The 26300-nt window shown below is 71.3% G+C and carries 18 protein-coding genes and 1 pseudogene; 15 read left to right on the forward strand and 4 right to left on the reverse strand.

Annotated elements, in window-relative coordinates; all coding sequences use genetic code 11:
* The first annotated feature begins 91 nt into the window (after positions 1 to 91).
* Both GA0070613_RS29455 and GA0070613_RS29460 read left to right on the forward strand, forming a co-directional pair.
* Positions 92 to 1963, forward strand: coding sequence for a polysaccharide biosynthesis protein (locus GA0070613_RS29455; protein WP_089015262.1), 1872 nt, complete (start codon positions 92 to 94; stop codon positions 1961 to 1963).
* Positions 1964 to 2125: 162 nt separating this feature from the next.
* Positions 2126 to 2422 (forward strand): annotated as a pseudogene (locus GA0070613_RS29460) (RNA-binding transcriptional accessory protein); the annotation flags it as partial.
* Positions 2423 to 2596: 174 nt separating this feature from the next.
* On the opposite strand, the gene GA0070613_RS29465 reads toward GA0070613_RS29460, so the two are convergent.
* Complete coding sequence (locus GA0070613_RS29465) at positions 2597 to 3565, reverse strand: LCP family protein (protein ID WP_231929558.1); 969 nt, start codon at positions 3563 to 3565, stop codon at positions 2597 to 2599.
* A 231-nt stretch (positions 3566 to 3796) separates the two neighbouring features.
* On the opposite strand from GA0070613_RS29465, the gene GA0070613_RS29470 reads away from it, so the two are divergent.
* Complete coding sequence (locus GA0070613_RS29470) at positions 3797 to 4228, forward strand: hypothetical protein (RefSeq protein WP_172875923.1); 432 nt, start codon at positions 3797 to 3799, stop codon at positions 4226 to 4228.
* Here the strand turns inward: GA0070613_RS29470 and GA0070613_RS29475 are convergent.
* Entirely contained in the window at positions 4191 to 5165 is a 975-nt protein-coding gene (locus tag GA0070613_RS29475) for a DUF389 domain-containing protein (protein ID WP_089015263.1), read from the reverse strand. The genes GA0070613_RS29470 and GA0070613_RS29475 overlap by 38 nt on opposite strands.
* Before the next feature lie 249 nt (positions 5166 to 5414).
* On the opposite strand from GA0070613_RS29475, the gene GA0070613_RS29480 reads away from it, so the two are divergent.
* From GA0070613_RS29480 to GA0070613_RS29520, 9 genes are all read left to right on the forward strand, one after another.
* Complete coding sequence (locus tag GA0070613_RS29480; protein ID WP_089015264.1) at positions 5415 to 6602, forward strand: aminotransferase class I/II-fold pyridoxal phosphate-dependent enzyme; 1188 nt, start codon at positions 5415 to 5417, stop codon at positions 6600 to 6602.
* A 22-nt stretch (positions 6603 to 6624) separates the two neighbouring features.
* On the forward strand, positions 6625 to 7713 hold the full coding sequence (locus GA0070613_RS29485) for a lipid II:glycine glycyltransferase FemX (protein WP_089015265.1): 1089 nt from the start codon (positions 6625 to 6627) through the stop codon (positions 7711 to 7713).
* Entirely contained in the window at positions 7710 to 8780 is a 1071-nt protein-coding gene (locus GA0070613_RS29490) for an aspartate aminotransferase family protein (RefSeq protein ID WP_089015266.1), read from the forward strand. The genes GA0070613_RS29485 and GA0070613_RS29490 overlap by 4 nt, the downstream gene beginning before the upstream one ends.
* 152 nt (positions 8781 to 8932) lie before the next feature.
* A complete protein-coding gene (locus tag GA0070613_RS29495; protein WP_089015267.1) occupies positions 8933 to 9592 on the forward strand; it encodes a sugar transferase in 660 nt (219 codons plus the stop codon).
* Entirely contained in the window at positions 9589 to 10935 is a 1347-nt protein-coding gene (locus GA0070613_RS29500) for a lipopolysaccharide biosynthesis protein (protein ID WP_157746564.1), read from the forward strand. The genes GA0070613_RS29495 and GA0070613_RS29500 overlap by 4 nt, the downstream gene beginning before the upstream one ends.
* A 179-nt stretch (positions 10936 to 11114) precedes the next feature.
* Positions 11115 to 12314 carry an O-antigen ligase family protein gene (locus tag GA0070613_RS29505; RefSeq protein WP_157746565.1) on the forward strand — a complete coding sequence of 400 codons (1200 nt, stop codon included), beginning with the start codon at positions 11115 to 11117 and terminating at the stop codon, positions 12312 to 12314.
* Complete coding sequence (locus GA0070613_RS29510) at positions 12311 to 13501, forward strand: glycosyltransferase family 4 protein (RefSeq protein ID WP_089015270.1); 1191 nt, start codon at positions 12311 to 12313, stop codon at positions 13499 to 13501. Before GA0070613_RS29505 ends, GA0070613_RS29510 begins: the two co-directional genes overlap by 4 nt.
* A 146-nt stretch (positions 13502 to 13647) precedes the next feature.
* A complete protein-coding gene (locus GA0070613_RS29515) occupies positions 13648 to 16758 on the forward strand; it encodes a M14 family metallopeptidase (RefSeq protein ID WP_089015271.1) in 3111 nt (1036 codons plus the stop codon).
* A 92-nt stretch (positions 16759 to 16850) separates the two neighbouring features.
* Entirely contained in the window at positions 16851 to 17774 is a 924-nt protein-coding gene (locus GA0070613_RS29520; protein WP_089015272.1) for an NAD(+)/NADH kinase, read from the forward strand.
* 20 nt (positions 17775 to 17794) lie between these two features.
* On the opposite strand, the gene pgm is transcribed toward GA0070613_RS29520, so the two are convergent.
* Together pgm and glgC are read right to left on the reverse strand one after the other, a co-directional pair.
* Positions 17795 to 19438: a phosphoglucomutase (alpha-D-glucose-1,6-bisphosphate-dependent) gene (gene pgm, locus GA0070613_RS29525; RefSeq protein ID WP_089015273.1), complete on the reverse strand. Its 1644-nt coding sequence runs from the start codon at positions 19436 to 19438 to the stop codon at positions 17795 to 17797.
* Between the two features lie 49 nt (positions 19439 to 19487).
* A complete protein-coding gene (glgC, locus tag GA0070613_RS29530; RefSeq protein ID WP_089015274.1) occupies positions 19488 to 20720 on the reverse strand; it encodes a glucose-1-phosphate adenylyltransferase in 1233 nt (410 codons plus the stop codon).
* A 72-nt stretch (positions 20721 to 20792) separates the two neighbouring features.
* Here glgC and glgA point away from each other — a divergent pair, with 72 nt between their 5' ends.
* Genes glgA through glgB form a run of 3 tightly spaced genes read left to right on the forward strand, consistent with a single transcriptional unit; the run spans position 20793 to position 26226 of the window.
* Positions 20793 to 22001 carry a glycogen synthase gene (gene glgA, locus GA0070613_RS29535; protein ID WP_089015275.1) on the forward strand — a complete coding sequence of 403 codons (1209 nt, stop codon included), beginning with the start codon at positions 20793 to 20795 and terminating at the stop codon, positions 21999 to 22001.
* 38 nt (positions 22002 to 22039) lie between these two features.
* The gene (locus GA0070613_RS29540) at positions 22040 to 24136 is read left to right on the forward strand and encodes an alpha-1,4-glucan--maltose-1-phosphate maltosyltransferase (protein ID WP_089015276.1); all 2097 of its coding nucleotides are present in this window, start codon (positions 22040 to 22042) and stop codon (positions 24134 to 24136) included.
* Positions 24124 to 26226 (forward strand): 1,4-alpha-glucan branching protein GlgB, encoded by a 2103-nt coding sequence (gene glgB / locus GA0070613_RS29545; RefSeq protein ID WP_089015277.1) that lies wholly within the window; start codon positions 24124 to 24126, stop codon positions 26224 to 26226. Before GA0070613_RS29540 ends, glgB begins: the two co-directional genes overlap by 13 nt.
* The last annotated feature ends 74 nt before the right edge of the window (positions 26227 to 26300 follow it).

Raw genomic sequence — 26300 nt, forward strand, 5'->3', positions numbered from 1 at the left:
GGTAGGTGGTGGTTTGTCCCGCTAAAACCAGGGGTGCGGTTCCTAGCCGACCGCGTCGCCTGACTTGTCGAAGTACCGAAGGGACCCGTTGATGCCGCCCAGCACCGCACTCCAGCACACCTCGGACGCACTCCCGCGACGAAGAGTCCGGCGCCCGACCGCAGCTGCGTTGCTCGTCGGCGACACCGCGGGCTGGGTGGCCGGCCTGACCGCTGCGGCCTGGACGAGATACGAGTTCAACGTCACCGCCGGCCAGCTCACCCGGGCCGTCGGCGCCGGCTTGGCCGCGGCCCTGCTTCACGTGGCCATCTCCTGGGCGCAGCGCAGGCACTGGGGCCGCTACCCGGTCGGCAGCGTGCAGGAGGCGCAAGCCTTGGCGGCGACAGCCGCCAGTACCGGCATCGCAATGCTGCTCGCCGTCATCCCACTGGTCCAGCGGCCCGTGCCCGCAAGCTCGCCACTGGTCGGGGCGGCGATCGCCCTGCTCTGCATGCTGGCGATTCGCTGCGCGTACCGCCGCCACAACGACCGGGCGCTACGCCCCGATGCGCGCTTCGCGACTCCGGTGCTGCTGTTCGGGACCGGCTCTGCCGGCCAGGGGCTGCTGCGGGCGATGCTCAGCGACCCGCGCGGCCGGTACCTGCCGGTCGGGCTGCTCGACGACGACCCGGAGAAACGGCACCTGCGCGTCGACGGTGTACCGGTGCTCGGCGGCCGCGGCGAGATCGCCGCCGCCGTCCGGCAGACCTTCGCCACCACGCTGATCCTCTCGGTGGCCAACGCGGACGCCGCGCTGATCCGGGAACTCCGAACGCTGACCCTGTCGACCGGCGCCGAGTTCAAGGTGCTCCCTCCCGTCCGGGAACTCGTCGATCAACGGGTCAGCGTGGCCGACGTGCGTAGCCCCAACATCGCGGATCTGCTCGGCCGACGGCAGGTGGTCACCGACCTGTTCATCAACGACGACGGACTGCGTGGCCGTCGCGTGCTGGTGACCGGCGCCGGCGGCTCGATCGGCTCAGAACTCTGCCGGCAGTTGATGAAGGCGAACCCGGGTGAGCTGATGATGCTGGACCGGGACGAGTCGGCCATGCACAGCCTTCAGATGTCGCTGTCCGGCCGGGCCCTGCTGGACGGCCCCGAACTGATCCTCGCCGACCTGCGGGACGACGAGGGCATCCGGCGGATCATCCGGGAGCGGCGGCCGGACGTGATCTTCCACGCCGCGGCGCTCAAGCACCTCACGCTGCTGCAGCGGCATCCGGGCGAAGCGGTCAAGACGAACGTCTGGGGCACGCTCTCGGTGCTCGAGGCCTGCCGCGATGTGGGCCGGTTCGTGAACATCTCCACCGACAAGGCGGCCGACCCGGTCAGTGTCCTCGGTTACTCCAAGCGGATCACCGAGCGGTTGACCGCGCACGCCGCCTCGCGCTTTCCCGGCACCTTCCTCAGCGTCCGGTTCGGCAACGTGTTGAGCAGCCGTGGCTCAGTGGTCACGGCGTTCCAGCGGCAGATCGAGTCCGGTCTCCCGCTGACCGTCACCCATCCCGAGGTGACCCGCTACCTGATGACCGTGCATGAGGCGGTGCACCTGGTGCTGCAGGCCGCCGAGATCGGCCGGGACGGGGAGGCGCTGGTGCTGGACATGGGCGAGCCGGTCCGCATCGCCGACCTGGCCCGGCAGATGGCCGAGCAGGCGGCCAGCCCCGTCCCGATCGTCTACACCGGGCTCCGGCCCGGCGAGAAGCTGCACGAGAACCTCTTCGGAGCCGGCGAGACCGACACCCGGCCGCTGCACCCGCTGGTCTCCCACGTGACGGTGCCGGTGCTCGACCCGATGGAGCTCAGCCGCCTCGACCCGTACGACGATCCGGAGAAGACCGTCGCGCAGCTCGCCCTGCTCTGCGACCAGCCGGCCGCCCCGTCCGTCAGGGGTGCGGTCCAGCCGCCGCACTCCCACTGACTGCTGGCAGGGGCCCGGCCGTGGTGATCCGCCATCGGCCGGGCCTCCCGGCACGGCAGGGCACGCCAGCATCGCCGGGCACACGCCGCACCCCACGGGCACGACCTGACCATGAACTCGGAGGCCGAGGGCGCGACTCCGACGCCGTCGCCGGAGCTGAAGAAGGTGGCGCGGCTCGGCCCGAAGGCCTTCGAGCAGTGCGCCGGCTTCCTCCGGATCCCCGGCGGCGACGACCCGCTGGACTCCTCCAGCGTGCACCCCGAGGCGTACCCGGTGGTGCGGCGGATACTGGCCAGCACCGGGCGGGACCTCCGCTCGCTGATCGGGAAGTCGGCCATCCTGCGCGGACCGAAGGCGACCGACTTCGTCAACGACACCTTCGGCCTGCCCACCGTCACCGACATCCTGCGCGAGCTCGAGAAGCCCGGCCGGGACCCGCGCCCGGCGTTCAAGACGGCGCGGTGGCCAGGGCGGTGCGCGGGGCGGGTCGCAGCAGCGGCAGGGGCGTGGTGGCGGCACCCCACCGCCAGCCAACGGCGCGATGGCGGACGCGTTGCGCCGGGCCGGCCTGACCTGAGCGGACGGCGGCCCGGACCCACCCTCGGGTGGGCCAGGGCCGCCGCACCCCCGGCCTCAGTTCGGGTTGACGGCCGAGGGGTGCGCGGCCAACCAGTCGTTCATCTTGTCGTTCTTCACCGCCGCGAAGAGCTTCGCCGAGGCGGCCATGTCGGGAAACATGACGCTCTGGTCGCCGACCATGCCCACCCCGGTGGTGGGGCTCGTCAGCATCGTGAGGTCGTCGGCGCGGATCTCACGCAGGTCCCATACGGTGTCGAACACTGACAGGCCCCGGTCCACCTGCACGGCACCGGCGGTGGCCCGCAGGAAGTCGTTGAGCTGGGCCGGATTGGCCAGAACGCCCTTCCGGCTCGCGTCCCGCATCACCGCGGCGATGATCGCCTGCTGGTGCCGCATCCGGGAGAAGTCGCCGTCGGCGAACTGCTTGCGCTGCCGGGCGTAGTCGAGCGCCATGACGCTGTCCATGTGGTGCACGCCCGGTTGGTAGACCCTGCCGGGCACGGCCATCGGGGTGAACGGTTTGTCGACGGTGACGTCCACGCCACCGAGGACGTCGATGACCTTGCCGAAGCCGGCGAAGTCCAGCAGGACGACGTGGTCGATGCGGACGCCCGTGAAGCCCTCGATCGTGCGGACCAGCAGCGGCGTCCCGCCCCAGGCGTACGCCGCGTTGATCTTCGCCTTGGTCGGCCCGCCACCGTCCTCGGGCAGCGACTGCGGGATCGTGGTCCAGGTGTCGCGCGGGATCGAGATGAGCTGCGCCCGGTCCCGGCTGTGCGGCACGTGGACCAGCATGATCGTGTCGGTGCGCGAGACGGTGTCGCTTGGCTCGGACTGGTCCTTGCCGACGACGAGGAAGTTGAGCGCGGAATCCGCGGCGCGGACCGGTCGCTGCTCGTCCTGCAGACCCTGGAACGCGTCGACCTTGTCGACGTCGTTCTCCAGCGATCGCACGTACAGCCAGCTGCCGAGGCCACCGCCGCCGATCAGCACGAACAAGAGGACCACGGCCAGTGCCGTCACCCGCGCCCACCGCCGCCGCGGCCACCACCGTCGGCGGCGCCGGCCCGGGCCGGTGTCGTCGCCACGGGGATTCCACGGCGGTCGCGACGTCTGCCCTGCCTCACCAGGATGAACCTGTTCCACCATGGACATGGAGATTACGCCATAGGGGGTAACAAAGACGTCATAACAGGACGTTTGCCCGCGACCTCCACGACGGCGGGCCAACTCCTGTCGCGTACCGTCTGGTCGATGGACGACGGCGAACGCGGCTGGCGTGAGCAACGGGAGCGGGCGGTGCGGGCGCACGCGGCCGCCGATGAGCGGCGCCGCACCGCCGAGGCGGCGGAGGCCGCCCGGATCGTGGCCTGGTTCGCCGCCGAGGCGAACCGGCGCGGCCTGCGCCGCACCCGGCTCGCCGTCCAGCCGTACGACGGCGGCGGCCGGTACCGGAGCCGACTCACCGGGTGGTACGTCGACCGGGCCCTGACCCGGGCTGTCGACGCGCGGGGAAACTTCTATCTGTTGTCCGCCCCGCCGAGCCTCCGGGCGCGACTGCTCGGCGCCGACCCCCGACCGCAGCCGGCGCCGCTGGTCGTTGGCCAGGGTGGACGCGACGGCGAGTCGATCCCGCTGCGCGCGCTGCTCACCCGCCGACTGGATGCCGGGGACGACTGGCCCTGACCGGCCCGGTGGTCCGCCGCGCCACGTTCCACCACCAGAGCTGCTGCACCCCGAGGGTGAGCAGCCCGGCGATGACGATGGCGCAGAGGTTGATGACGAGTTGCAGCGCCGAGCCGGCCGCCTCGTGCCACACCCCGTACGCGGCGGCGACGGCGACGTTCGCGGCCGCTGGCACGGTGGTCACCGAGATCAGCACGCCGACCAGCGAACCCGACTTCTTCGCGGTCAGGGAGAGCATGCCGGCGACCCCGGCCAACAGCCCGATCACCCAGGAGAGCGCGTCGGGCCGCCAGATGAAGTCGGTCAGCGGACGCTCGGCGAGCAGCATCTGCCGCCCGACCAGGCCGGCCGCGGTCAGCGCCCACGTGCTCAGCACGGTGACCGCCATGGCCGCCAGGAAGCCGACCACCAGGGCCTGCACCGAGCGAACGATGATCCGCCGGTTGCGCCGCAGCAGCGCGACGCAGAGGGCGGCGAGCGGCCCGAACTCCGGACCCACCACCATGGCGCCGACGATGAGGATCGGCTGGTCCAGCAGGACGCCGACGCCGGCGATCATCGTGGCGACCATGATCAGTACGAGGTAGGTGCCGGTGAGCACGGTCTGTTCGCCGGTCTTCGCGGCGATCTCGTCCCACACCACGGCGTCCTCGCCGTGCCCCGGAGCCTCGCGGGCGGCCTTCTCCGCCGCGGCGGAAACCGTCAGCTCGACGTCGTCGGCGGAGATCCCGCCGCGCGCCTCCACCCCGAGCTCCTGGAGCCGGCGCAGCACCTGGTCGGCGCTCTCCCGCACCACGTCACAGAGGATCAGGTCCCCCGGGGGCCGTCGGGCGGCACCGGGAAGCACCGCCAGATGGGCCACGCCGGCCTCCTCGGCGAGCAGATCCGTCACCGCCTTCGCCTCGTCGGTCGGGGCGATGATCCTCAGGTGCAGCATTCCTCCCCCGTCCTGACGCACGGCAGGTCCGGCCGGACCACTGTACGGGGCGACGCCCGGTCGAGCGGCATCGCGGACGGGCCGGTGCCCGCAGCCGGGAGCCAGGTGGTGGTGACCGAATCGCTCGCATTGTCATGACTGCGGGTAAATTAGTCACAAAGCGTCCCTTGTCTCGTTAGGTCAGCGAGAACCCGCCCGGCCGGTCCGACCGGTGTGCCGGGCAACGCGAACAGCACCGGAGGTCGACCGATGACGTTCCCGGACCGGGTGAGCGCACCTGTGGTCCGCCAACCCGGGCCCGATCCGGTGGCCGAGCGGATCCTTCTGTCGCCCCCCGACGTGGGCGCGCTCGAAGAGTCGTACGTCCTGAACGCGCTCCGGTCCGGTTGGGTGGCGCCCGCCGGTCCCGACCTCGACGCCTTCGAACGCGAGGTCGCCCACCGGGTCGGCTGCGCGCACGCGGTGGCGCTTGCCTCCGGCACCGCAGGACTTCACCTGGCGCTGGTCGCGCTCGGCGCCGGCCCCGGGGACGTCGTGGTGGTGCCGACCCTGACGTTCGCGGCGACGGCCAACGCCGTGGTGTACACGGGAGCGGAACCGATCTTCGTCGACTGCGAGCCGGCAACGGGCAATCTGGATCCCGACCTTCTCCACGATCTGCTCCGTGACCTGCAGCTACGGGGCCGCCGGGTCGCCGCCGTGCTGCCCGTGGACATCTTCGGCAGCTGCGCCGACTACGGCCGGATCCTGCCGCTCTGCGCGGAGGCCGGAGTGCCGGTGGTGGAGGATGCCGCCGAGGCGCTCGGCGCGGTCCACGCCGGACGCGCCGCCGGCTCTTTCGGCCGGGCGGCGGTCGTCTCGTTCAACGGCAACAAGATCATCACCACCTCGGGCGGCGGAATGCTGCTGTCCGACGACGCCGCTCTCGCGGCCCGCTGTCGCTACCTGTCGACCCAGGCCCGGCAGCCGGTCGCCCACTACGAGCACACCGAGGTGGGCTACAACTACCGGTTGAGCAACCTGCTCGCCGCCCTGGGCAGGGCCCAGTTGCGCCGCCTGGACGAGATGATCGCCCGGCGCCGGCGCCTGCGGGAGCGCTACGCGAAACTGTTCGCCGCGGTCCCGGGGGTCCGCCTGCTCGCGGACGAGGACGAGGGGAGCAACTGCTGGCTCACTGCGATCGTCGTCGATCCGGCCGTCGCCGGCTGGCGGGCGCGGGATCTCGCCGACCATCTCGACGAACGGAGGATCGAAACGCGGCCGGTGTGGAAACCCATGCATCTGCAACCGGTCTTCGCCAGCGCGCGGTCACTGCTCACCGGAGCGTCGGAACGACTCTTCGCGGACGGTCTGGTCCTGCCCAGTGGTTCCGCGCTGAGCGAGCGCGAGATCGTCCGCGTCCTCACCGCGACGCGGCAGTTCCTAGACGGCCGCTGAGGGGACGCGGGGAAGCGACGCGATGAAGCTCGAAATCTGGAACGCCCGGCGTGCCGCCGACGTGAGCCGCTGGGAGGCCGTGCACCGGGCCTGGGCCGGACGAGAGGTCTTCGCCGCTCCCGCCTACGTGCGTCTGTTCGCCGAGGACCATGACGAGCCGCTCGCCGCGTACGCGGAGACAGCGTCCGGGTTCATCCTGTACCCGTTCGTGCTACGGCCGATCACCCCGCCCCACCTCACCGGCGGACAGCGGCCGGTGGTGGACGTCGTGAGTCCTTACGGCTACGGCGGAGCGTTCCACAGCGGCGCCACCGAGATCGACGCCAAGGAGTTTTGGTCGACCTTCGACGAGTTCTGCCGGTCCCGCGGAGTCGTCTCCGAGTTCACCCGGCTCTGCCTGTTCGAGGATCGCCGCCTGCCCTACCCGGGGCGCACCGAGCAGAAGCTCGTCAACGTCGTCCGGGACCTGCGGGTGCCGCCGGACGAGATGTGGCGGGAGTTCGACCACAAGGTCCGGAAGAACGTGCAGAAGGCCAGGCGATCGGGTATCCGGATCGACATCGACGAGACCGGGTCACGCCTCGATGACTTCCAGCGCATTTACCAGGACACGATGGATCGCCGGCACGCCAGGTCGAGCTACTACTTCCCGCGGGAGTTCTTCGAGACCATCGTCCGGGAGCTGCCCGGGCAGTTCGTCTTCTTCCACGCCCGCCACGGAGCGGACGTCGTCTCGACCGAGCTGGTCCTCCGATCCGGCGGAACGCTGTACTCGTTCCTGGGTGGCACCGTACGGTCCGCGTTCGACCTTCGCCCCAACGACCTGCTCAAGTACGAGGTCATCCGATGGGGGCAGCAGACCGGGCACACGCACTTCGTGCTTGGCGGGGGCCACGCGTCCGACGACGGGATCTTCCGCTACAAACGGGCGTTCGCTCCCCACGGCCTGGTTCCCTACCTGGTCGGCAGCCGGGTGTTCGACGAGGACAGGTACGACCGCCTGGTGGCCGCGCACCGGGCTCGCGGACAGCGCCGACTGCCCGGCTGGGAACCAGACCCCGACTTCTTCCCGGCGTACCGGCAGCAGCTCCCCTGCGAGACAGCGTCATGAGCGACGGCGGCCGCTGGGAGGTGGGCTCCGCGTACCCGCTGATGCTGCCCTCCGGCAGCGGTCGACTCCAACCGGCCGGGGACAACCGGCTCTTCGGTTCTGGGCGGCAGGCGTTGCGGGCCCTGCTCGAGTTCGGCCGGCGGGAGTACGGCTGGGAAGCGGTACATCTGCCGACCTACTACAGCCCTTCGGTGGCTCCGCACATCAGCGACCTGCTGCCCGTCCGGCGGTACGACGCCGGACCGCTCGGTCCGCCGCCGCGTCCTCTCGCCGGGCCCTCGGACGTGGTGGTCGCCATGTCCTACTTCGGAGCGCCACCGGCCCTGCCGGTGACGGCGGGAACCCTGGTCGTCGACGTGACCCACGATCCGGTCGCTCCGTGGATCGAGCAGGTCCGCGCCGACTACTACTATGCCTCGCTGCACAAGACGTTGCCGTTGCCCGACGGAGGGCTGCTCTGGTCCGGCACCGGCCACGGGCTGCCGTCCGTCGTGCCGCCGACCGAGAACCACCTCGCCACGGTGAGCCGGATCCTGTCCGCCATGTGCCTGAAGGCGGCCTACCGGGACGGCGCGCCGGTCACCAAGGAACAGTTCCTTCCGCTGTACGCGGCCGGCGAGCAGGGCTTCCGCTCGACGCTGGTGAGTGGCATCTCGGACTTCTCCCGCGAGGCACTCCGCCTGCTGCCGGCGGTGGAGATGCGGCGGCGGCGCGTCGAGAACGCGGCGGAGCTGGCGTCCGGGCTACGGGAGATTGCCGGTGCCCGGATCCATGAGCACACCTTCGGTGTGGTGCTCGAGTTCGACTCCCCCGAGCGGCGGGAAGCCGTCCGTCGGGGTCTCGTCGCCAGGTACGTGTACCCGGCCGTGCTCTGGGACCTCAGGGCTCCGGAGGCTCCGCCGCACCAGGTCGACTTCTCCCGGCGGATGCTCCACCTGCATACGGACGCGAGATGGACCGAGGACGACATGCGACGCGTGGCGGCCATCGTGCGCCGGGTGTCCGAGGGGTGCCCGGCCGCGCGTGAGCGGCACGCCGCCCTGTCGTCGCACCCGACCGAAAGCTGAATCACCGATTCGGACCATTTTGGCCCGTTTGATACTTAAAATTCCCTCTACGGGGTCCACGCTCTGCCGAAGCTGGCTGGCGCACCCCTGCGTGTCCCGCGCCCCACCGGAGCGCGGGCACGCCGGCGACACGACAAGCCAATGGAGCAAGCGTGACCTCCCGACAGCTTCGATACGACCGGATCAAACGGGGATTCGACGTCCTCGTCGCCGGCCTCGGGCTGGTGGCGCTGTCCCCGGTCCTGCTCGCCGTCGGCGTGGCGATCATGCGGAAGATGGGGCGCCCGGTGTTCTTCCGCCAGATCCGGCCGGGGCTGAACGGACGGCTGTTCACGCTGCGGAAGTTCCGGACGATGGACCCGGTGGGCCGGGGCAGGGTCGGCGACGGCGAACGGCTGACTCCGCTGGGTGCCTGGCTCCGTAAGACCAGCCTCGACGAGCTGCCGACGCTGTGGAACGTCCTGCGTGGCGACATGAGCCTGGTGGGGCCGCGCCCGCTGCTTGCGGAGTACCTGGACCGGTACACGCCTGAACAGGCGCGCCGGCACGAGGTGAGACCGGGGGTCACCGGGTTGGCGCAGGTATCCGGCCGCAATGCACTCAGCTGGGAGGAGAAGTTTGCCTACGACGTCCGCTACGTCGACAGCCGCTGCTTCCGGCTGGATCTGCGGATCCTTCTCGTGACGGTGGGAAAGGTTCTCCACCGCGAGGGCGTCTCCGCGGAGGGCCACCCCACCTGTCCTGAGTTCATGGGCACGGCCGGATCTCTGCTGGAGGTCGACCGCGGTGGTGCGTCCCGAGGAGCAGGGTGAGGCGGTCAGGCGCGCCACCGGCGAGGACCGGCGGCCGGCCGGGCGACGCCACGTACGGCTCCTGGCAGCTGCGGCGCCTCTCCCCCATGGTGACCGCCGGCCACCTCATCACCGCCCAGGTCGTCGTGGGCGCGGTCAGCCTCGTCATCAACGCGATGTCGGCGAGGACCATGGGGCCGGCGGGGCGAGGGGACCTGGCGCTGCTGCTGCAGATCACGTATGTCGCGAACCTCATCGCAGTCGCCGGCGTGGACCGGTCGTACGCGGCGACCGTGCCGCCGGAACACGGTGTACGCAGCGCCATTCGGGACATGGTCAGGCTGGTCGCGCCGACGGCGGCGGTGGTAATCGTGGGGGCGGCGGCGGTGGCCTGGTGGATCGATGGCAGCGGTCGGCACCAGCGATTGCTGGCCGCAACCGGTCTCGTGCTGACCGCGTCGTCCCTGGTGGCCGCGTCGACGCTGCGTACGGCAGCGACAGCCACCGGGGTGACCCGGCCCTACGTGCTGTCGGCCCTCGTCGGCCAGGTCACCCTGTTGGCCTCGGCCGCGCTTCTCACCGCCGCCGGTGTTGGGTCATCCGACCTCTGGTTGCTGGGCTACGGGGCGGCGCTCAGCGTCGGCCCGCTCGCCGCCTGGCTGCTCCTGCGTCGCTCCGGCGGGCCGCCGGCACGAGCGACGCGTGACCTCTTCGCCGCACGTCGGCTCGGTCTCCGACTGCTACCGGCGGCACTGGCGAGCATGGTGCTGCTCCGTGGGGACCGTCTGCTTCTACCCTGGCTGGGTTCGTACGACGACCTCGGTATCTACATCGTCGTGGCGACTCTGTCCGAGCTCGCCATCTGGCCGATCCAGAATCACCTGGATGCTCAGGCGCCCCGGTGGCACCAGCGGTTCCTCGCCGGTGAGATGCGGTGTCGAGGGCCGCTGCTGATCGCCTTCGGTTACGGGACCGTGGCGGGGCTCGTCCTGCTGGCTGCCGGCCACCTGCTGGTGGTGCCGGTATTCGGGGTCGAGTACCGGGCCTCGACCGTGCTGCTCGTGCCGCTGTCCATCGGCACCGCCTTTCTGAGTGTCAGCAGGGCCGCCATCGGCCTCGGTGTCGCGGCCGGCCGGGCCCGGGTGGCCCTGGCCGCCGACATTCCCGCGATGGTCGTCTGCCTCGCCGCGTGCGTCCTGCTCATCCCCCGCTATGGCGCGCTGGGCGCCGCGGTGGCGTCAGCGCTGGCCTACGGGGTCGGCGCCGCCGTGGCCGTTCTCCTCTGCCTCACGGTGGCACGACGGGTCGCGGTCGCGGCACCGGACAGTCCCGTCGTGCCTCTCCAGTCCCTACCGCGGCGGTAAGCCGTCCCCCTTCCCACGCTCGATGCGGAGCTGCCATGCAACCAGTCATTGACCTGCCTGCGACGACCAGCGGCCGGAAGCAATCCACTCCACAGCGCCCCGGGGCCGCGGCACTTCAGGGGACCGCGGGAAGCACGTCGGAGCGGACGTTCTCGTGGACGCTGATCGCGGCCGTCTTCGTGCTGGCGCTCGCCGGGCGTTTCTCCCTGGATCGGCTGGGGCTGTCCATCCAGGGGGTGTCCGATCCACGTATGGCCGGATGCGTCTTCCTCGTGGTCGCTGTGCTCGTCTGGCAGGCCGGGCGGGCGGCCCGGGGCGAGGTCCAGCCCATGCCTGGGGTGGCACTGCTGTTCAGCGCGTTGATCGGCTTTCAACTCCTGTCGGCCCTCTGGTCCCCCACCGGTGCTCGTCTCGAGCGGGTGTCGTGGGATCTCGTGGTGCTGTGGGTCCTGGTGATCGCGACGGCCGTGTTCGCGGCGGGCGATCCGAGGCGGGCGGCCCGCGTACTGCTGGTGCTGCTGCTGGCCACCGCCATCCTGTACGCGGCGAAGGGTTTCCTGGAAGGGCCGCAGGGCCAGGGGCGGTACTCGGCCTTCGGCAGCGGACCCAACGTGTTCGCCCGGGTGATCGCGACCGGAATCATCGCCAACGTCACGCTGGCTGTGGTCCACCGCCGGAAACTGCTGCTCCTGCCGCTGCCGATCCTGGCACCGGCCGCGGTGCTGTCCGGATCACGCGGTGCACTGGTTTCCCTCGTCGGGGCCGCCGTGGTGTTCTTCCTGCTCTTCGTCCGACGCCGCCGGCTTCTCTACCTAACCAGCACCGTGATCGTCGGTGCCGTACTCAGCTGGACGGCCTGGACGCTCTTCGGCAGCGACATCGCCACGCTGGTGAGCCGGCGGTACTCGTTGAGCGGGCTGCAGCAGACCGGCTTTTCCGATCGTCCGATGCTCCTGTCGTTCGCGTGGTCGATGTTCGCCGAGCATCCGCTCTCCGGTGGCGGGCTTGACGGCTTCTTCGCGACGTACGGCATCGACTATCCGCACAACTACTTCCTCCAACTCGCCGCCGAGAGCGGCATCGCGGCGGTGTGTCTCCTGGTGCTCATCGCCGTGTCCTGGTGGCGAGGCGGACGCCCCTGGTCCACCACGCCAAAGGAGCAGGTGGGTTGCGCGGTGGTCGCCATCTACGTCGCGTTCGCCAGCAGCTTCTCCGGCGACTACTACGACACGCGGTTCCTGTGGATCTTCGCGGTGGCTGCGGTCATCCGGCCCCGCCAGGCGAGACCCGATCCCGGCAACGGCCTGCGTTCCGGCCGCCCTGCCGGCAGCGGGTACCGATCGACCACACCTGTTCAATCGAGAGGAAACGTCCCATGAACGGCACCGACCGGACCCGTCGGGTCATCGTGTTGAACCAGTACGCGAAGCCCCGCTCGGAGGGTGGCGGTACGCGGCACACGGAGCTCTTCGAGCGCGTGCGAGGTTGGGAACACCTGATCATCGCCGGAAATCTCGACCACGCGTCGGGGCAGCGGTACCGGACCCAGGACCCGCACTTCGCACTCGTACCCGTATCGGCGTACCGGGGGAACGACCACCGCAGGGTGATCAGCTGCCTGACCTACTGCGTGACCGCCCTGTGGGAGGCGTTGCGCGGACCACGGCCGGACGTCGTCTACGCCTCCTCGCCGCACATCTTCGGCCCGGTTGCCGGCTGGCTGGCGGCTCGCCTGCGCGGGGCACGATTCGTCCTGGAGATCCGCGACCTCTGGCCGCAGTCGATCATCGACACCGGCCATCTGCGTGCCGGCTCCCTCGTCCACCGTGGCCTGCGGCAACTGGAAACCTGGCTCTACCGGCGGGCCGACCGCATCGTCATCGTGGCGTCCGGATGGCGATCCTACTTCCAGCAGCGGGGCATCGACGACGCCATCGTGGAGTGGGTCAGCAACAGTGCCGAGCCCGAGGATTTCGACATCCGCCAGGATCTGATCCCCCTCCGTGACCGGTGCGACGCGCACGGCCGGCTGATCGTCTACGCCGGCGCGCACGGACCGACCAACGGTCTCGATCTCCTGCTGGACGCCGCGGCGGAACTGCCCGAGCACACCTTCGCCCTGATCGGGGACGGCATCGAGAAGCAGCGGCTGGTTCATCGTGCCAGGGCAGAGGGGCTGAACAACGTCCGTTTCCTCGACGTGCTGCCCAAGCGGGAACTCGCCGGCATTCTCGGTGGCGCGGACATCGGCGTGCACGTGCTCGCCGACGCGGCGGTCTTCCGGCTGGGGCTCAGCCCGAACAAGCTGTACGACTACCTGGCGGCGGGCCTACCCGTCGTCACCAACTCCCCCGACGAACCGCACGACATCGTCATGGAGTGCGGAGCCGGTATGGCGGTGGGGGTGGGAGAACTGGCCGCGGGCATCCGCAAGCTCGCCGGGCTGGACGACGCCACCCTGCGGGAAATGGGGCGCCAGGGCCGGGAGTACATCGCGAAGTACCGGTCCCGGACGGTGATGTCCGCTCGCCTGCAGCGCGTCCTCGACGAGGTCACCGGCGGCTGACCAAACCACTGACGCGCGTCTCCGACCCCAGGAAGTCCGGCACCGGTCCGGGCACCCACGGTCAATGTCGCCCGGCCGTCTCATTGACATCGGTCTCCGCCACCGGGAAGGCTCGCCGTACAGGTCCTTCCACCAAAGGGGGCGCGATGAGACCGACACGGCTGGCGATCGCCGGCGTGTTCACTCTGGTCGGCGCGATGGCGCTGACCGCACCGGCGAGCGCGCGGCCACCGTCCGATCCGGGCGGCCGCGACAGCTTGGAGGTGTACGTCGGCACGGTCAACGCCCAGCAGCTCGATCGGCTGCGGGCGGCCGGGGTCGACCTGGACGAGGACCACCGGTCCGTCGACGCGGCCGGTGGCACGACGATCGAGACCGTCCTCACCCGGCGGGAGGCCGCCCGCCTCACCGGCCAGGGTGTCCCACTGCGGGTCAAGAAGGTGCGCGGCAAGGACGCCTCCCAGGCGTTGCGCGAGCAGGCCGCCGCCGGCTGGCAGGCGTTCCGCTCGTACAGCGAGCCCGGCGGCATCCGGGACGAGCTCACCGCCACCGCCGCCCGGTTCCCCGGGCTGGCCAAGGTGGAGACCCTCGGCCGTACGGTGCAGGGGCAGCCGATCCTGGCGGTCAAGGTCACGAAGAACGCCCGGACGGTCGCGGACGGGAAGCGTCCCGCGGTGCTCTACGCCAGCACCCAGCACGCCCGGGAGTGGATCACTCCGGAGATGACCCGCCGGCTGCTGCACCACGTGCTGGACAACTACGGCATCGACGCGGAGATCACCCGGCTGGTGAACACCACCGAGCTGTGGTTCCTGCCGGTGGCCAACCCGGACGGCTACGACCACACCTTCACCCCGGGCAACCGGCTGTGGCGCAAGAACCTGCGGGACAACGACGGTGACGGCCGGATCACCAGCGCCGACGGCGTCGACCTGAACCGCAACTTCAGCTTCAAGTGGGGGTACGACGACGAGGGCTCCTCGCCCGAGCCGAACAGCGACACCTACCGCGGCGCCGGCCCCAACTCGGAGCCGGAGACCAAGGCCCTGGACCGGCTCTTCCAGCGGGTCGGCTTCGAGTTCTTCGTCAACTACCACTCGGCCGCGCAGCTGCTGCTCTACGGCGTGGGCTGGCAGGTGAGCACGCCGACCCCGGACGACGTGATCTACGAGGCGATGGCCGGCGACGACGCCCACCCGGCGGTGCCCGGCTACGACCCGGACATCTCCGCCGAGCTGTACACCACCAACGGCGACACCGACTCGCACGCCCACGTCCGGTACGGCACCCTCGGCTTCACCCCCGAGATGTCGACCTGCCAGACGGCCGCCGCCTCCGACCCCGACGACCAGTGGCGGCCGGAGGACTGCGTCAGCGGCTTCATCTTCCCCGACGACGAGAAGCTGATCTCCGAGGAGGTGACGAAGAACCTGCCCTTCGCCCTCGCGGTGGCGAAGTCGGCCGCCGACCCGGACGACCCCGTCTCGGTGGTCGGCCGGAGCACCCCGGACTTCCGGGTGGACGCCTTCGACACCTCGTACGGGCGGACCCAGCAGGTCGCCTCGACCACCCGACGGGCGCTCAAGGACGTCCGGATGCACTACGTGGTCAACGGCGGCCGGCCGAAGACGGTCGAGGTCCGCGAGTGGCGGGGCGGCGAGCGGTACGGCGACACGAACGACGACTACTACGCGGAGCTGCGCGGCACCGTGACCGGCACGAAACCGGGCGACCGGGTGGAGGTCTGGTTCACCGGGGTCAAGCCCCGCAAGGGCCCGGTGGCCAGCGAGCACTTCACCTACCGGGTGCACGCCGACATCGGCGGTGACGTGCTGGTGCTCGCCGCGGAGGACGTGACCGGGCTGAGCCCGGCGCAGAACGCCACCACCGCGAAGTACGCCGGCCAGATCGCCGCCTCCGTCGAGGCCGCCGGCCACCACGCCGACGTGTACGACTTCGACGCGATGGGTCGGCAGGCGCCGCACCCGCTCGGTGTGCTGTCGCACTACAGGGCGGTGGTCTGGGAGACCGGGGACGACATCATCCTCCGCTCCCCGGGCCAGGTCGGCGGCACCGCCGCCGAGGCCGCGCTCACCACCGAACTGGCCGTCCGCGACTACCTCAACGAGGGCGGCAAGGTGCTGGTCAGCGGCAAGTACGCGCTCTTCGCCCAGGGCGCCAACGGCAGCTACGTCTACCGGCCGGACGCCCCGCCGGAGTGCACCGACCCGGACGACGTGACCTGCCTGCCGCTGCTCAACGACTTCCAGCAGTACTACCTGGGGGCGTACAACTACGTCAGCGACGGCGGCACCGACCCGGACGGCGACCCGTACCCGGTGCGCGGCTCGGACGGCGCGTTCGCCGGCTTTGACGGGCAGCTCAACGCGGCCGGGTCGGCGGGCAACCAGGACCACACGGCGTCGTTCCTCACCACGTCGAGCTTCCTGCCGCCGGAGCAGTTCCCGCAGTTCGCCAGCTCCGCGGCGGTGGACTGGGCGCGGCCGGGAGCGGCGCCGTTCGACCCCCGGACCGGTGACTGGTACCTGTACAGCGGCCGGGCCGACGAGTCGTACAAGCGGCTCACCCGGACCGTCGACCTGACCGCGGCGTCCGCGGGCCAGTTGCGCTTCTTCACCTCGTACGACGTCGAGCGGGACTGGGACTACCTGATCGTCGAGGCGCACGAGGTGGGCAGCGACCGGTGGACCACGCTGCCCGACCTCAACGGGCATACCGGGACGGCGACCGGGGAGAGCTGCCAGTCCGGCTGGGTGGCGCAGCTGCACCCGTTCCTGGGCCACTACCAGGGCGCCGACTGCTCCCCCACGGGCAGCACCGGCGCCTGGAACGCGGCCACCGGCGCGTCCGGCGGGTGGCAGGAGTTCGCCGTCGACCTGTCGGCGTACGCGGGCAGGAAGGTGGAGGTCTCCATCTCGTACGTCTCCGACTGGGGCACGCAGGGTCTCGGGGTGTTCCTCGACGACGCCCGGGTGATCGCCGACGGGACCGTGGTCTCGGAGACCTCGTTCGAGACGGCCGACCTGGGCGGCTGGACGGTGGCCGGCCCGCCGGCCGGGTCCGCCGGCGCGCCGAACGACTGGGCGCGCAGCCAGCAGGCGTTCGAGGAGGGCTCGGCGGTGGTCACCGACGACAGCGTCTACCTCGGCTTCGGCCTGGAGGGGCTGGACCCGGCGGCCCGGGACGACCTGGTCGCCCGGTCGCTGACCCACCTGACCGGCGCGCCGCGCCGGTAGCGGTCCGCGGGGGTGCGCCGGCGGTGGAGCCACCGCCGGCGCACCTTCCGGTACGTCCGACGCGTCCGACGCCGATGTGGTGAGCTGTACGGGTGGCGGGACTGGGTCTGGTGCTGCACCCCACCCGGGACGTCTCCGAGGTGGTCGAGATCGTCGAGCGGTGGGCGGCGCGCCACCGCAAGACGCTGATCGTGCGCGCGGAGGACGCGCACCGGGTGCCGTCCAGCGTCGAGCCGGTCCCCGCCGGGGAGGTGGCCGTCCGCGCGGACGCGCTGATCAGCATCGGCGGGGACGGCACCATGCTGGGCGCGCTGCGCATGGCCGTGCGCGACCCGAAGCCGGTGCTGGGGGTGCATCTGGGGCGGCTGGGGTTCCTCGTGGAGGTCGAGCCGCCGCACCTGCCTTCGGCGCTGGACCGGCTCAGCAGGCAGGACTTCACCGTCGAGTCGCACGCCTGCCTGGCCTGCGACGTGTGCGGCGACGACGTGGTGGCCTTCAACGACATCGCGCTGGTCCGCCAGCCCGGCTCCGGCTTCGTCACCGCCACCCTCGCCGTGGACGGCCAGCGGTACGGCTACTACCGCTGCGACGCCCTGGTGGTCAGCACGCCGACCGGCTCGACCGCGTACAGCTACGCCGCGGGCGGCCCGCTGGTCTCCCCGGCGGCGGACGCGGTGGTGGTGACCCCGTCGGCGCCGATGGCCGGCATCTCCCGCGCGGTGGTGCTCTCCCCGGAGGAGAAGATCCGGCTGGAACTTCAGCCGCACTCGGCGGCGGTGGCCGTCGAGATGGACGGGCTGGTGATCCGGGACGCGGCGACCGAGGGGACCGTGGACATCAGCTACCGCCGCGATGCCGGTCTGGTGGTCCGCTTCGACCCGCTGCGCCATCAGGAGCGCAACCAGCTGAAGCTGAGCCTGCTCGACCTGCCGTTCCTGCCCGACCAGCTGCGCGAGCTGCTCCCCGAGGAGCTGCGGCGGGAGCGCGACCAGCGCGAGCTGGAGCCGCCCTGCTGACCGGGCCCCGCCCACCCTGCTCAGGCCTGCGCGAGCACCCCGTCGACCAGGGACTTGGCCTCCTCCTGGATCCGGGCCAGGTGCTCCGGGCCCTGGAACGACTCGGCGTAGATCTTGTAGACCTCCTCGGTGCCGGAGGGGCGGGCGGCGAACCAGCCGGAAGCGGTGGTCACCTTGAGTCCCCCGATCGGGGCGCCGTTGCCGGGCGCGGTGGTGAGGGTGGCGGTGATCGGCTCACCGGCCAGCTCGGTCGCCGTCACCTGCTCCGGGGAGAGCTTCGCCAGCACCGCCTTCTGCTCCCGGCTGGCCGGGGCGTCGATTCGGGCGTACGCGGGCGCGCCGAAGCGCTCGGCCAGCTCCGCCCAGTGCCCGCTGGGGCTCCGCCCGGTGGTCGCGATGATCTCCGAGGCGAGCAGGCAGAGCAGGATGCCGTCCTTGTCGGTGGTCCAGGTGCTGCCGTCGCGGCGCAGGAACGACGCGCCCGCGCTCTCCTCGCCGCCGAAGCCGACCGCCCCGTCGAGCAGCCCCGGCACGAACCACTTGAAGCCGACCGGCACCTCCAGCAGCGGACGGCCCAGGTCCTCGGCCACCCGGTCGATCATCGAGGAGGAGACCAGGGTCTTGCCGACCGCCGCCGCCGGCCCCCAGGCCGACCGGGTCCGGAACAGGTGGCCGATCGCCACCGCGAGGTAGTGGTTCGGGTTCATCAGCCCGCCGTCCGGGGTGACGATGCCGTGCCGGTCGGCGTCGGCGTCGTTGCCGGTGGAGACCTGGTACTTGTCGCGGGCCGCGATCAGCGAGGCCATCGCGTTCGGCGAGGAGCAGTCCATCCGGATCTTGCCGTCGCCGTCCAGGGTCATGAACCGCCAGGTCGGGTCGACCGTCGGGTTGATCACCGTCAGGTCGAGGCGGTGCCGCTCGGCGATCTCCCCCCAGTAGGCGACGCTGGCTCCGCCGAGCGGGTCCGCGCCGATGTGCACCCCCGCGTCCCGGATCGCGTCGATGTCGATCGCGGCGGGCAGGTCGTCGACGTAGTGGGCGAGGAAGTCGTACGTCCCGGTGGTGTCGGCGGCGCGCGCCCGGGCGTACGGGATGCGCTTCACCTCCTTGAGACCGGCGGCGAGGATCGCGTTGGCCCGGTCCTGGATCCACTTCGTGACGTCGGTGTCGGCGGGGCCGCCGTTGGTCGGGTTGTACTTGAACCCGCCGTCGTCGGGCGGGTTGTGCGAGGGGGTGATCACGATGCCGTCGGCGAGCCCGCTGGTGCGGCCCCGGTTGTGGGTGAGGATCGCGTGCGACGCGGCCGGGGTCGGGGTGTAGCCGTCCCGGCTGTCCACCAGCACGGTGACGTCGTTGGCCGCGAGCACCTCGAGCGCGCTGACCTCGGCCGGGGTGGACAGCGCGTGGGTGTCCCGGGCCAGGAAGAGCGGCCCGTCGAGACCCTGCTGGCGCCGGTAGTCGCAGAGCGCCTGGGTGACCGCGAGGATGTGGTCCTCGTTGAAGGCGTTCTTCAGCGACGACCCGCGGTGCCCGGAGGTGCCGAAGGAGACCTGCTGCGCCGGGTCCGCCGGATCCGGGTGCTCGGCGTAGTAGGCGGTCACCAGCCGGGGCACGTCGACCAGGTCGGCGGGCTCGGCGGGCCGGCCGGCACGGGGATGGGCCACTGCGGGGACCTCCTGACGGGTTGCTGCGGTCTGCGGGGACGGGCGGGGCTCAGGGCTCGACGCGCTGACCCTTGCCGATGACGACGATGCCGTTGTCGGAGACGGTGTAGCGCTGGCGGTCCTTCTCCAGGTCGACGCCGATCTCGACGCCCTCCGGGACGTACACGTTCTTGTCCAGGATGGCCCGGCGGACCACCGCGTGCCGGCCGATCTCCACACCCTCCATGAGCACCGCACCGTCCACGTGCGCCCAGGAGTGCACCTTCACCTTCGGCGAGACGATCGAGTTCTCCACCAGCGAGCCGGAGATCACCGCGCCGGGCGAGACCATCGAACCGACCGCCCGGCCGACCCGCTCGCCCCACTGGTGGACGAACTTCGCCGGCGGGTACGGCGGCTGCATGCTGTAGATCGGCCAGTCGAAGTTGTAGAGGTTGAACACCGGGTGCACGTTGATCAGGTCCATGTGGGCGTCGTAGAAGGAGTCCAGCGTCCCCACGTCGCGCCAGTAGCCGCGGTCCCGGTCGGTGCTGCCGGGCACCTCGTTGTCCTTGAAGTCGTAGACGTTGGCCTCGCCGCGCTCGACCAGCATCGGGATGATGCTGCCGCCCATGTCGTGCTTGCTGGTCTTGTCCTCCGCGTCCCGCTCGACGGCCTCGCAGAGCGCGCCGGTGGTGAAGACGTAGTTGCCCATCGAGGCATAGATCTGGTCCGGCGCGTCGGGTAACCCGACGGCGTCGGTGGGCTTCTCGCGGAACGCCCGGATCCGCCGCCCGTCCTCGCCGACCTCGATCACGCCGAACTGGTCGGCCGTGGACAGCGGCTGGCGGATGCCGGCAACCGTCACCGCGGCGCCGGAGGCGATGTGGTCCTCCACCATCTGCCGCGGGTCCATCCGGTAGATGTGGTCGGCGCCGAAGACGATCACGTGGTCCGGCTGCTCGTCGTTGATCAGGTTGAAGCTCTGGTAGATGGCGTCGGCCGAGCCGGCGAACCACCACGGGCCGCGGCGCTGCTGGGCCGGCACCGGGGTCACGTAGTTGCCGAGCATGGTCGACATCCGCCAGGTCTGGGTGATGTGCCGGTCCAGCGAGTGGGACTTGTACTGGGTCAGCACGACGATCTTCAGAAAGCCGGCGTTGGCCAGGTTGGAGAGGACGAAGTCGACCATGCGGTACATCCCGCCGAAGGGGACGGCCGGTTTCGCCCGGTCGGTGGTCAGGGGCATCAGGCGCTTGCCCTCCCCGCCGGCCAGGACGATCGCGAGCACCTTGGCAGCCATGTCACGACGCTATCCATCCGGCTGCAACTTCACCACTCGTACGGACGGACTTCTGGACTAGGGTGCGGGGGCATGACGGAATCCGCTCGCCTGCGCGTTGACCTGCTCACCCGGGAGTACCCGCCGGAGGTGTACGGCGGCGCCGGGGTGCACGTCGAGTACCTGGCCCGCGAGCTGCGCCGGCTCGCCGACGTCCGGGTGCACTGCTTCGGCGTGCCGCGCACCGAGCCGGGCGTCACCGCGTACGCCGAACCGCCCGGCCTGACCGGCGCGAACGCCGCGCTGCGCACGATGGGCGTGGACCTGGAGATGGCGGCCGGCTGCGCCGGCACCGACGTGGTGCACAGCCACACCTGGTACGCCAACCTGGCCGGCCACACCGCGAAGCTGCTGCACGGGGTGCCGCACGTCGTCACCGCGCACAGCCTGGAGCCGCTGCGGCCGTGGAAGGCCGAGCAGCTCGGCGGCGGTTACGCGCTCTCCTCCTGGTGCGAGCGGACGGCGGTGGAGGCCGCGGACGCGGTGATCGCGGTCAGCGCCGGGATGAAGCGGGACGTGCTGACCGCGTACCCGGCGGTCGACCCGGACCGGGTCCGGGTGGTCCACAACGGCATCGACACCAGGCAGTACGCCCCGGACCACGACACCGACGTGGTGGACCGGCTCGGCATCGACCCGGCCCGCCCGAGCGTGGTGTACGTCGGGCGGATCACCCGGCAGAAGGGGCTGCCGTACCTGCTGCGGGCGGCCCGCCACCTGCCCGCCGACACCCAGCTGGTGCTGCTGGCCGGCGCGCCCGACACCCCGGAGATCGCCGCCGAGGTGGAGGGCCTCGTCGCCGAGCTGCGGGCCAACCGGTCGGGCGTGGTCTGGGTGGCCGAGATGCTGCCCAAGCACGAGGTGATCCAGGTGCTCACCCACGCCACGATCTTCGTCTGCCCGTCCGTCTACGAGCCGATGGGCATCGTCAACCTGGAGGCGATGGCCTGCGAGACGGCGGTGGTGGCGACCGCTACCGGCGGCATTCCCGAGGTGGTCGCCGACGGGGAGACCGGCCTGCTCGTCCCCATCGAGCAGGCGACCGACGGCAGCGGCCGGCCGCTGGACCCGGAGCGCTTCGTGGCCGACCTCGGCGCGGCGATCAACGAGCTGCTGGCCGACCCGGCGCGGACCGTCGAGTTCGGCCGGGCCGGCCGCCGGCGGGCCGTCGAGCACTTCTCCTGGGACACGGTCGCGGCCCGCACGATGGAGGTGTACCGGTCGGTGGGAGCGGCAGGCTGACCCGAGCGCGAAGCGATCTCGCGCAGTAGGTTGACGGGGTGACTGGACGGTTCCCGATCGAAGACGTCTCCCCCGTCGTCGCCTGCGGTCGCTACCCGGCCAAAGCGGTGCTCGGGGAGATCGTGCCGGTGTCCGCCCGGGCCTACCGCGAGGGGCACGACGCGCTCGGCTGCAACGTGGTCTGGCTCGGTCCGGACGGCGCCGCCCGCCCGTTCACCCGGATGCGCCCCGGCGAGCCCGGGCAGGACCGCTGGCACGCCACCATCCGGCCGGACGCGGTCGGCGACTGGGTGTTCACCGTGGAGGCCTTCCAGGACCCGTACCTGACCTGGCAGAACGCGGTCACCAAGAAGATCGCCGCCGGCCAGGGGCCGGCCGAACTGGCCAACGACCTGGCCGAGGGCGCCCGGGTGCTGGAGGCGGCCCTCGAACTGGTCCCGGCCGCCGACCGGAAGCGGGTCCGCGCGGCGGCCGGGGCGCTGCGCGACGGCAAGCTTCCGCTGCCCCGGCGGGTCACCCCGGCCCTCGACCTGGCCGACCTGCTCTGGGACCACCCGGTGCGCGAGCTGGTCACCACCGGCGAGGAGCGCCGGCTCTGGGTGGACCGGCCCCGGGCGCTCTTCTCCGCCTGGTACGAGTTCTTCCCCCGCTCGGAGGGAGCCGTCCCGGCCACCGTCGACGCCCCGGCCCGGTCCGGCACCTTCGGCACCGCGACGGACCGGCTGCCCGGCGTCGCGGCGATGGGCTTCGACGTGCTCTACCTGCCGCCCATCCATCCCATCGGCCGGGTCAACCGCAAGGGCCGCAACAACTCGCTCACCGCCGGGCCGGACGACGTCGGCTCGCCGTGGGCGATCGGCGCCGCCGAGGGCGGCCACGACACCATCCACCCCGACCTGGGTACGCCGGCGGACTTCCGGGAGTTCATCGCCGCGGCCGCCGAGCAGGGCCTGGAGGTGGCGATGGACCTGGCGTTGCAGTGCGCCCCGGACCATCCCTGGGTGACCGACCACCCGGAGTGGTTCACCACCCGGGCCGACGGCAGCATCGCGTACGCGGAGAACCCGCCGAAGAAGTACCAGGACATCTACCCGCTGAACTTCGACAACGACCCCGAGGGCATCCGGGCCGAGGTGCTCCGGGTGGTGCTGCACTGGGTCGGCGAGGGCATCCGGATCTTCCGGGTGGACAACCCGCACACCAAGCCGTTCGACTTCTGGCACTGGCTGATCTGGGCGGTGAAGCAGGTCGACCCGGACGTGCTGTTCCTGGCCGAGGCGTTCACCCGGCCGGCGATCATGCACGGGCTCGGCAAGATCGGCTTCACCCAGTCGTACACCTACTTCACCTGGCGCACGTCGGCGGCGCAGATGCGGGCGTACTGCGAGGAACTGGTCGCCGCGGCCGACTACATGCGGCCGAACTTCTGGCCCAACACGCCGGACATCCTGCACGAGTCGTTGCAGCACGGCGGCCCGCCGATGTTCAAGATCCGGGCGGTGCTGGCCGCGCTACTCTCCCCCTCCTGGGGCATGTACGCCGGCTACGAGCTCTTCGAACACGTCGCCCGCCCCGGCGCCGAGGAGTACCTGGACAACGAGAAGTTCGAGCTGCGCCCCCGGGACTGGGCGGGCGCGCAGGCGCAGGGCCGCTCCCTGGCGCCGTACATCGCCACCCTCAACCGGGTCCGCCGGGACAACCCGGCCCTGCACCAGCTGCGCAACCTGCGCTTCCACGACATCGACAACCCGGCGCTGCTCTGCTGGTCCAAGCACGACCCGGAGACCGGCAACACGGTGATCGTGATCTGCTCGTTCGACTCGCACACCGTGCAGTGGGGCAACACCACGCTGGACATGCCGGCGCTGGGCTTCGACTGGCACGACCGGTTCACCGTGCACGACGAGCTGACCGGGACCAGCTACGACTGGGGCCAGCGCAACGCGGTCCGGCTCGACCCGTACCTGCAGCCCGCGCACGTGCTGACGGTCCGCCGCCCGGCCGTACCCGACGGGTCGGTGTCCGCGACGACCGCGCCGGCCGAACTGACCGTGGAAGACGTACCCGCCGACCTCTCGGGCGGCACCGCCCCGACCGCACCGGCCCAGAAGGACGACGCACGATGGACCAGCTGATCGCCGGCGAGACGCACGACCCGCACGCCGTCCTCGGCGCGCACCCGGCCGACGGGCACACCACCATCCGCACGATGCGCCGGGGCGCCGCCGACGTGGCCGTGCTGGTCGGCGACGAGCGGCATCCGATGAAGCGGGTGCACGACGTGGGCGTCTTCGAGGTCACCGTGCCCGGCGAGGTGCTCGACTACCGGGTCGAGGTGGACGGCACGACCCACGACGACCCGTACCGCTATCCGCCCACGCTGGGCGAGGTGGACCTGCACCTGATCGGCGAGGGCCGGCACGAGCGGCTCTGGGAGGCGCTCGGCGCGCGGGTCTTCGACGAGGGCGTCGCGTTCACCGTCTGGGCGCCGAACGCGCGCGGGGTGCGGGTGGTCGGCGACTTCACCGGCTGGGGGCCGGACGACGGCTGGCCGATGCGCTCCCTCGGCTCCAGCGGCGTGTGGGAGATCTTCGTGCCCGGCGCGCACGTCGGCGCCCGGTACAAGTACCGGATCCTCGGCGCCGACGGGCACTGGCGGGACAAGGCCGACCCCCTCGCCGCGTACGCGGAGGTGCCGCCGGCCACCGCCTCGGTGGTGCACCACTCGACGTACGAGTGGCACGACGCGGCCTGGCTGGAGCGGCGGGCGAAGCGGCAGCCGCACCAGGCGCCGATGAGCGTGTACGAGGTGCACCTCGGCTCCTGGCGGCCCGGCCTCGGCTACCGGGAGCTGGCCGAGCAGCTGACCGCGTACGTCACCGAGCTGGGCTTCACGCACGTCGAGTTCCTGCCGGTGATGGAGCACCCGTTCGGCGGCTCGTGGGGGTACCAGGTCACCGGCTACTACTCCCCCACCTCCCGTTTCGGCGACCCGGACGACTTCCGGTACCTGGTGGACCGCCTGCACCAGGCCGGCGTCGGCGTCATCCTGGACTGGGTGCCCGCGCACTTTCCCAAGGACGAGTGGGCCCTGGCCCGCTTCGACGGCACCCCCCTCTACGAGCACCCCGACCCGCGCCGCGGCGAGCACCCCGACTGGGGCACGTACGTCTTCGACTTCGGCCGCCGCGAGGTGCGCAACTTCCTCGTCGCCAACGCCCTCTACTGGCTGGCGGAGTTCCACGTCGACGGGCTGCGGGTCGACGCCGTCGCCTCGATGCTCTACCTGGACTACTCCCGGCAGGAGGGGCAGTGGGCCCCCAACGTGCACGGCGGCCGGGAGAACCTGGAGGCGATCGCCTTTCTCCAGGAGGTGAACGCCACCGTCTACAAGCACCACGCCGGGGTGGTGATGGTCGCCGAGGAGTCCACCGCCTGGCCGGGCGTCACGCGGCCGACCGCCGAGGGCGGGCTGGGCTTCGGCTTCAAGTGGAACATGGGCTGGATGCACGACACCCTGCTCTACACCTCGAAGGACCCGATCTACCGGCAGCATCACCACCACCAGCTCACCTTCTCCCTGGCGTACGCCTGGAGCGAGAACTACATGCTGCCGATCAGCCACGACGAGGTGGTGCACGGCAAGGGCTCGCTGGTCGGCAAGATGCCCGGCGACAGCTGGCAGAAGCTGGCCAACGTCCGGGCACTCCTCGCGTACATGTGGGCGCACCCCGGCAAGCAGCTGCTCTTCATGGGCTGCGAGCTGGCCGACGACCGGGAGTGGAGCGAGGAACGCGGCCTCGACTGGTACCTCACGCACGACCCGGCCCGGGCCGGCGTGCAGCGCCTCGTGGCCGACCTCAACGCCGCGTACCGGGCCACCCCGGCGCTCTGGACGCAGGACACCGAGCCGGCGGGGTTCCGCTGGATCGCCGGGGACGACGTCGCCCACAACACCGTCTCGTTCATCCGGATCGCCCCGGACGGCGCGACCCTGGTCTGCGTGGCGAACTTCTCCGCCCTGCCGCTGGAGGACTACCGGGTCGGCCTGCCGGCGGGCGGCACCTGGACCGAGGTGATCAACACCGACGCGCACCACTACGGCGGCTCGGGGGTGGGCAACCTCGGCGCGGTGCACGCCCAGGACGTCCCCTGGCACGGGATGGTCGCCTCGGCGCCGCTGCGGGTGCCCCCGCTCGGTGTGCTCTGGCTCCGCCGCGACTGAATCCGCGCCGAAAGGGTCTTGTCGCGCCTCCTCCCCCGTCGATAACCTGCTCGCCGCACACGGGGGAGGAAGAG

It is taken from the genome of Micromonospora inositola, assembly GCF_900090285.1.
Lineage (GTDB): Bacteria > Actinomycetota > Actinomycetes > Mycobacteriales > Micromonosporaceae > Micromonospora > Micromonospora inositola.

What these genes read in the sequence shown, in the direction of transcription:
- GA0070613_RS29475 (WP_089015263.1), bottom strand. Translation starts at nt 5,165, where the DNA reads ATGCTGCACCTGAGGATCATCGCCCCGACCGACGAGGCGAAGGCGGTG.
- GA0070613_RS29485 (WP_089015265.1), top strand. Translation starts at nt 6,625, where the DNA reads ATGAAGCTCGAAATCTGGAACGCCCGGCGTGCCGCCGACGTGAGCCGC.
- GA0070613_RS29510 (WP_089015270.1), top strand. Translation starts at nt 12,311, where the DNA reads ATGAACGGCACCGACCGGACCCGTCGGGTCATCGTGTTGAACCAGTAC.
- glgA (WP_089015275.1), top strand. Translation starts at nt 20,793, where the DNA reads ATGACGGAATCCGCTCGCCTGCGCGTTGACCTGCTCACCCGGGAGTAC.
- glgB (WP_089015277.1), top strand. Translation starts at nt 24,124, where the DNA reads ATGGACCAGCTGATCGCCGGCGAGACGCACGACCCGCACGCCGTCCTC.
- GA0070613_RS29480 (WP_089015264.1), top strand. Translation starts at nt 5,415, where the DNA reads ATGACGTTCCCGGACCGGGTGAGCGCACCTGTGGTCCGCCAACCCGGG.
- GA0070613_RS29455 (WP_089015262.1), top strand. Translation starts at nt 92, where the DNA reads ATGCCGCCCAGCACCGCACTCCAGCACACCTCGGACGCACTCCCGCGA.
- GA0070613_RS29490 (WP_089015266.1), top strand. Translation starts at nt 7,710, where the DNA reads ATGAGCGACGGCGGCCGCTGGGAGGTGGGCTCCGCGTACCCGCTGATG.
- glgC (WP_089015274.1), bottom strand. Translation starts at nt 20,720, where the DNA reads ATGGCTGCCAAGGTGCTCGCGATCGTCCTGGCCGGCGGGGAGGGCAAG.
- GA0070613_RS29515 (WP_089015271.1), top strand. Translation starts at nt 13,648, where the DNA reads ATGAGACCGACACGGCTGGCGATCGCCGGCGTGTTCACTCTGGTCGGC.
- GA0070613_RS29470 (WP_172875923.1), top strand. Translation starts at nt 3,797, where the DNA reads ATGGACGACGGCGAACGCGGCTGGCGTGAGCAACGGGAGCGGGCGGTG.